Origin of the sequence: Streptomyces sp. NPDC056361 (genome assembly GCF_042262805.1) — a bacterium.
Classification (GTDB): Bacteria; Actinomycetota; Actinomycetes; order Streptomycetales; family Streptomycetaceae; genus Streptomyces.
This window is the reverse complement of record NZ_JBHJQI010000255.1, coordinates 1-5,882: the sequence shown is the minus strand read 5'-3', so window position 1 is coordinate 5,882 and position 5,882 is coordinate 1. Positions and strand designations below refer to the sequence as shown.

General features: G+C 71.6%; 6 protein-coding genes. 4 read left to right on the top strand and 2 right to left on the bottom strand.

Annotated elements, in window-relative coordinates; genetic code table 11:
- Positions 1-47: 47 nt before the first annotated feature.
- A complete protein-coding gene (locus ACFCY7_RS39395) occupies positions 48-1,502 on the bottom strand; it encodes an amino acid permease (RefSeq protein WP_376490899.1) in 1,455 nt (484 codons plus the stop codon).
- A 196-nt stretch (positions 1,503-1,698) separates the two neighbouring features.
- On the opposite strand from ACFCY7_RS39395, the gene ACFCY7_RS39390 reads away from it, so the two are divergent.
- Together ACFCY7_RS39390 and ACFCY7_RS39385 are read left to right on the top strand one after the other, a co-directional pair.
- A complete protein-coding gene (locus ACFCY7_RS39390) occupies positions 1,699-2,193 on the top strand; it encodes a ribose-5-phosphate isomerase (RefSeq protein ID WP_376490898.1) in 495 nt (164 codons plus the stop codon).
- Entirely contained in the window at positions 2,193-3,002 is an 810-nt protein-coding gene (locus ACFCY7_RS39385) for an Fpg/Nei family DNA glycosylase (protein ID WP_376490897.1), read from the top strand. Before ACFCY7_RS39390 ends, ACFCY7_RS39385 begins: the two co-directional genes overlap by 1 nt.
- Positions 3,003-3,045: 43 nt before the next feature.
- On the opposite strand, the gene ACFCY7_RS39380 is transcribed toward ACFCY7_RS39385, so the two are convergent.
- Positions 3,046-4,275: a GNAT family N-acetyltransferase gene (locus tag ACFCY7_RS39380; RefSeq protein ID WP_376490896.1), complete on the bottom strand. Its 1,230-nt coding sequence runs from the start codon at positions 4,273-4,275 to the stop codon at positions 3,046-3,048.
- A gap of 106 nt (positions 4,276-4,381) precedes the next feature.
- Between ACFCY7_RS39380 and ACFCY7_RS39375 the strand changes: the two genes are divergently transcribed.
- Both ACFCY7_RS39375 and ACFCY7_RS39370 read left to right on the top strand, forming a co-directional pair.
- Positions 4,382-5,527, top strand: a complete 1,146-nt coding sequence (locus tag ACFCY7_RS39375) for a PP2C family protein-serine/threonine phosphatase (protein ID WP_376490895.1) — start codon at positions 4,382-4,384, stop codon at positions 5,525-5,527.
- A gap of 158 nt (positions 5,528-5,685) precedes the next feature.
- Complete coding sequence (locus ACFCY7_RS39370; protein ID WP_015033610.1) at positions 5,686-5,880, top strand: hypothetical protein; 195 nt, start codon at positions 5,686-5,688, stop codon at positions 5,878-5,880.
- Positions 5,881-5,882: the final 2 nt, after the last annotated feature.

Sequence of the window (5,882 nt, the reverse complement as noted above, 5' to 3'; positions counted from 1 at the left end):
GGGGAACGGCGGGCCCTCTCGCATGCGGGCCGCGCGGGCCCACGCGGTCACGCGCGCTCGGAGAGCTCCGCGGTCCGGTCGGCCGTGCCGAAGCGCTGGCGCACCAGCGAGATCGCGATGACGAGCGCGGCGACGAGCAGGGACAGCACGACCTGGTCGCGGTTGCTGCCGCCGTCGTAGACCATGTAGCCGAGCACGCCGACGATCATGACGATGGTCGCCCACGTCAGGTACGGGAACAGCCACATCCGCACCACGAGCTTCTCCGGGGACTCGCGCAGGATGATGCCGCGCATCCGCAGCTGGGTCACGCAGATGACCAGCCAGACGAAGAGCGCGACCGCGCCGGAGGAGTTCAGCAGGAAGGCGAAGACGGTGTCCGGCCACTTGTAGTTGAAGAAGACCGCGACGAAGCCGAAGACGACGGAGCCGAGGATCGCCGCCGTCGGCACGCCCCGCGCGTTGGTCTTCGCGAAGGCCTTCGGCGCGTCACCGCGCCGGCCGAGCGAGAACGCCATGCGGGAGGCCGTGTAGAGGCCCGAGTTCAGGCAGGACAGGACGGCCGTCAGGACGATCACGTTCATGATCTGGCCGGCGTGCGCGATGCCGATGGAGTCGAGGGCGGCGACGTACGAGCCCTTGTCGACGATCGACTTGTCGTTCCACGGCAGCAGCGTCAGGACGACGAAGATCGAGCCCAGGTAGAAGACGCCGATCCGCCAGATCACGCTGTTGGTGGCCTTCGTGACCGCCTTCTGCGGGTCCTCGGACTCGCCGGCGGCCAGCGTGACGATCTCGCTGCCCATGAACGAGAAGACGACCATCAGCACACCGGTGAGGACGGCCCCCGCACCCATCGGGAAGAAGCCCCCGCTGTCGGTGAGGTGCGCGAATCCCGCGCCCGGGTTGTCCGAGCCGGGGAGCACGCCGAAGACGGCGAGCATGCCGATGACGACGAAGGCGCCGATGGCGACGACCTTGATGCCGGCGAACCAGAACTCGAACTCGCCGTACGAGGCGACCGAGCCGAGGTTGGTCGCGGTCAGCACCACCATCACGATGAGCGCCCAGCCCCACTGGGGCACGGCCGGGACCCAGCTCTCCAGGATCTTGGCACCGGCGGTCGCCTCGACGGCCAGGACGACGACCCAGAAGAACCAGTAGAGCCAGCCGATGCTGAAGCCGGCCCAGCGGCCGAGCGCCACGTCCGCGTAGGCGGAGAAGGAGCCGGAGGACGGCCGGGCGGCGGCCATCTCGCCGAGCATCCGCATCACGAAGACGACCATGGCGCCGACGAGTGCGTACGAGAGCAGGATGGCGGGACCGGCGGCCGCGATGCCGGATCCCGAGCCGACGAAGAGGCCGGCACCGATCACTCCGCCGATGGCGATCATCGACAGGTGGCGGTTCTTGAGCCCGGCCTTGAGACCATCGGAGGACTGCGGAACATCGGCCGTACCGGCCTTTCCGCCTTCCTTCTCCAGGGTCGGCTGCGTGTTCATGAACGCTTCCTAACGTGTGGGGGACGCTCGGGTCGCGAGCCCGAGCATTGAACACTGTCAGCGGGGGTGATCGGAAGACCCCATTCCGGATCGTTGTACGGGCGACCTCGCGAGAGTCGAAGGTCCGTACCAGGTCGGGTGAAGGTCCCGACCCCGCTGCCTGCTACCCGGCCCCTGACGTGCCACACTCGGCACCATGCGCGTCTACATCGGTTCCGACCACGCCGGCTTCGAGCTCAAGAACCACCTCGTCGAGTGGCTCACCGCACACGGCCACGAGGCCGTCGACTGCGGTCCCCACATCTACGACGCCCTCGACGACTACCCGCCGTTCTGCCTGCGTGCCGCCGAGAAGACGGCCGCCGACCCGGACAGCCTGGGCATCGTCATCGGCGGCTCCGGCAACGGCGAGCAGATCGCCGCCAACAAGGTGAAGGGGGTCCGCGCCGCCCTCGCCTGGAGCGAGCAGACCGCCGCCCTCGGCCGCGAGCACAACAACGCCAACGTGATCTCCGTCGGCGGCCGGATGCACACCCGGGAAGAGGCGACCAAGTTCGTCGAGATCTTCCTGAACACCCCGTACTCCGGTGACGAGCGTCACACCCGCCGCATCGACATGCTGTCGACGTACGAGACCACCGGCGAGCTCCCCCCGATCCCGGCGCACCACCCGCAGGAGCCGACCGCCTGATGCCCGAGGGGCACACCATCCACCGGCTGGCCGCCGACCACCGCGAGCGGTTCGGCGGCCGGCCCGTGCGCGTCTCCAGCCCCCAGGGCAAGTTCGCCGACTCGGCGGCCCTGCTCGACGGCGCCGTCCTGGAGACCACCGAGGCCCACGGCAAGCACCTCTTCCTCGGCTTCGGGGACGGGGAGTGGATCCACATCCACCTGGGCCTCTTCGGCAAGGTCGCCTTCGGCGACGCCCCGGCCCCGCCGCCCACGGACACCGTCCGGCTGCGCCTCGCCAACCCCGAGGCGTACGTCGACCTGCGCGGCCCCACCACCTGCGCGCTGATCACGGACGGCGAGAAGCAGGCGATACACGACCGGCTCGGCCCCGACCCCCTCCGCGCGGACGACGACCCGGGCAAGGCCTGGCGCCGCGTCTCGAAGTCCCGGACGACCATCGCCGCCCTCCTCATGGACCAGAAGGTCATCGCCGGCGTCGGCAACGTCTACCGCGCCGAAGTCCTCTTCCGGCACGGCATCGACCCCTACCGCGCCGGCAAGGACCTCACGCCGGGGGAGTGGGACGCGATCTGGACCGACCTCGCCGCGCTGATGCGCGAGGGCGTCCGCCTCAACCGCATCGACACCGTCCGCCCCGAGCACACCCCCGAGGCCATGGGGCGCCCGCCCCGCGTCGACGACCACGGCGGCGAGGTCTACGTCTACCGCCGCACGCACCAGCCCTGCCACATCTGCCACGGCGAGATCCGCACCGCCGACCTCGCCGCCCGCAACCTCTTCTGGTGCCCCACCTGCCAGGTCCGCTAGGGCCTGTCGTCACCTTCCCGTCTGCCCCACGACGCCCGGCACGCTAGAACCCGTGCGGCAGCCACGGCGCGACCGGCGACCCGAACGCCACCGACGCCTCGACCAGCGCCCCCGCCCGCACCTCCCGCACCCGCCCGGCCGCCGCCAGCGACACCAGCGACGTACCGCCCAGGTACGCCGCCCCCAACTCCCGCACGGTCAGCGCGAGATCGGCCGCGTCCCCGGTCCGCACGCAGCTCGCCCCCTTCGCGTCACCGGTCAGCCGCCAACGCCCCGCGTTCCACGGACAGAACGCGTCCTCCACCTCGAACACCACGTCCACCGGAGCCTGGTACATCCGCGCCTCCAGCGCCGCGCCCACGTCCACGATCCGGAGGAACAGCCCCTCCCGCGACGTCGCCTCGCACCGCCGCGCGTCCGTCACCAGGTGCCGCCAGGCGCCGTCCACGGGACTGCTCCGGATCCGCACCGACGACGTCAGGTCCACCGAGCACAGGAACCGCCACAGCGCCGCCTCCGCCACCGGGTCGAGCGCGAGCACCTGCTGCACCACCACGGAGCCGTCCGCCCCCGCGAAGGACCAGTTCGGCCTGATCGCGTAGTGCGTGAAGCCCACGACCTCACCGCCCCGCTCCGCGAGCACGCACAGCCGCGGCGAGGACCCCTCGCGCTCCGACTCCGGATCGAGCAGCGGCAGCCGCTCCCAGCCCGGCCCCCGGGCCACCATCCCCGGCCGCAGCGGCACCAGCCGGGCGTACACCTCCTCGCACGCCGCCGAGGACTCCACCAGGTCCGCCTGCCGCAGCGCCACCCCGTCCGTGCCGTCCGGCACCGCGAGCCGCACCCGGTTCGTGTCGATCGACGCGTGCTCGGTCCACGTCGCGGCACCGTAGCCGAACCGCCCGTAGATCGCCGGCTCGGAGGCCGTCAGCACGGCCAGCGGCTCACCCGCCGCCCGTACGTCGTCGAGCTGCCGCCGCATCATCGAGGTCAGGATCCCGCGCCGCCGGTGCGTGCCCGCCACGCTCACCATCGTCACCCCGGCCGCCGGTACGAGCGCCCCGCCCGGCACCGCCAGCCGGAACGAGAACGCGCCCGCCGTCCCCACGCACAGGTCCCCGTCCCAGGCGCCGAGCGACCGCTCGCACTCCGTCAGGTCCCGCCACAGCTCCCGCGCGTCCGGCGGCTCGTGCAGCCCCCCGAACGCGAGGTCGAGCACCCCGAACCAGCGGTCCCAGTCGTTCGGGTCGAGGACCCGGAGTTCCGTCGTCATATGCCATCGATATCAGCGGCGCCCGCCCGGGGCGACCCGATTTCGCGCACATTGTCACCGGGGTACCCCTGCGCGATGCCGGACCGTGTGGATAGGGTCCAGGCCAATGGGACACCGCGCCGGAGTGAACACGTACGCGGCCCGGATGCGCAGGCGCGCCCGCCGGGCCCGCGTCGCGCTGCGCAAGTCAGGCGTCGACTACTTCCGCGGGGACGGCTCCGACCGGCTCGCCTTCGCCGGACTCCTCCTGATGATCCCGGCCATCGCCTGCGGCACGATCCTCAACCCCGTCTGGTGCGCGCCGTCCGCGCTCGTCCTGCCCATCGTGGCCGGCGGGCTGCTGCTGCGCCCCGCCAGCCTGCTCGGCCTCTACGCCACCGCCGCCGGCGCCCTCATCGTCGAGTCCGTCGTCCTCGGGCCGTACACCCAGGGCCCCGCCAGGGTCACCCCCGGCACGGTCCTGGTCGTCGCCGCCTGCGGCCTCTTCGGACTGCTCATCGCCCAGTTCCGGGCCCGGGTCGGCGTGCCCTGGCGGCGCGGCGGCACCATGCTCTTCGACCTGCGCGAACGCATCCGCGTCCAGAGCGCCCTGCCCCGCCTCCCGAAGGGCTGGCACCGCGAGATGGCGCTCCGCCCGGCCGGCGGCCAGTCCTTCTCCGGCGACTTCGTCGTCGCCGCCCGCACCCACGGCGGCCGGACCCTGGAAGTCGTCCTCACCGACGTCTCCGGCAAGGGCATGGACGCGGCCTCCCGCTCCCTGCTGCTCTCCGGCGCCTTCGGCGGCCTCCTCGGCTCGCTCCCGCCGCACGGCTTCCTCCCCGCCGCCAACGGCTACCTGCTCCGGCAGAACTGGGACGAGGGCTTCGCCACCTCGATCCACCTCGTCCTCGACCTGGAGTCCGGCGACTACGAGCTCTACTCCGCCGGCCACCTGCCCGCCCTCCAACTCCACGCGGGCAGCGGCCGCTGGGAGGAGAAGGCCGCCGAAGGCCCCCTCCTCGGCGTCTACGACGGCGCCGAGTTCCACCCCGTCAAGGGCTCGCTGCACCCCGGCGACGTCCTCATGCTCTTCACCGACGGCCTCGTCGAGGCCGCCGACCGGGACATCGCCGAGGGCATCGACCGGCTCACCGGCGAGGCCGACCGCTGCGTCGCCGACGGTTTCGAAGGCGTCGCCTGGGACCTCATCGAGGCCGTCGCCAAGGACGTCAACGACGACCGCGCCCTCCTCCTGCTCTCCCGCCCCGCCTGAGCGGCAACTCCCCCGGGGCGAAGTGATCTTCTCCACGACGATTCGTCACCCGGCAGCGAGGGCAGGGGGGTTGGTGGCACGATGGAGGCAGCGGGGGGTGTTCCGGGACACGGGCTCCCTGGTGGGCAACGTGGGACCGACCGAGGGTGTGATCAGTTGTGGCCATTTCACTGTCTGTGGTGTTGCTTTTGGCAATCATCCTGGTGGTGCTGATCCGCGGGGGGAACCTCAAGGGCGGTCCGGCCGTCGTCGCCGTCCTCTTCGGCTTCTTCCTCGCCTCCACCGGCATGGCCGACGACATCCAGCGATTCCTGGACTCGATAACGCAGACGGTCGCGTCCATCAAGTTCTGAAC

Bases quoted from the DNA above. Each gene is read 5' to 3' on its own strand.
- ACFCY7_RS39395 (WP_376490899.1), bottom strand. From the start codon at position 1,502: ATGAACACGCAGCCGACCCTGGAGAAGGAAGGCGGAAAGGCCGGTACG.
- ACFCY7_RS39390 (WP_376490898.1), top strand. From the start codon at position 1,699: ATGCGCGTCTACATCGGTTCCGACCACGCCGGCTTCGAGCTCAAGAAC.
- ACFCY7_RS39385 (WP_376490897.1), top strand. From the start codon at position 2,193: ATGCCCGAGGGGCACACCATCCACCGGCTGGCCGCCGACCACCGCGAG.
- ACFCY7_RS39380 (WP_376490896.1), bottom strand. From the start codon at position 4,275: ATGACGACGGAACTCCGGGTCCTCGACCCGAACGACTGGGACCGCTGG.
- ACFCY7_RS39375 (WP_376490895.1), top strand. From the start codon at position 4,382: ATGGGACACCGCGCCGGAGTGAACACGTACGCGGCCCGGATGCGCAGG.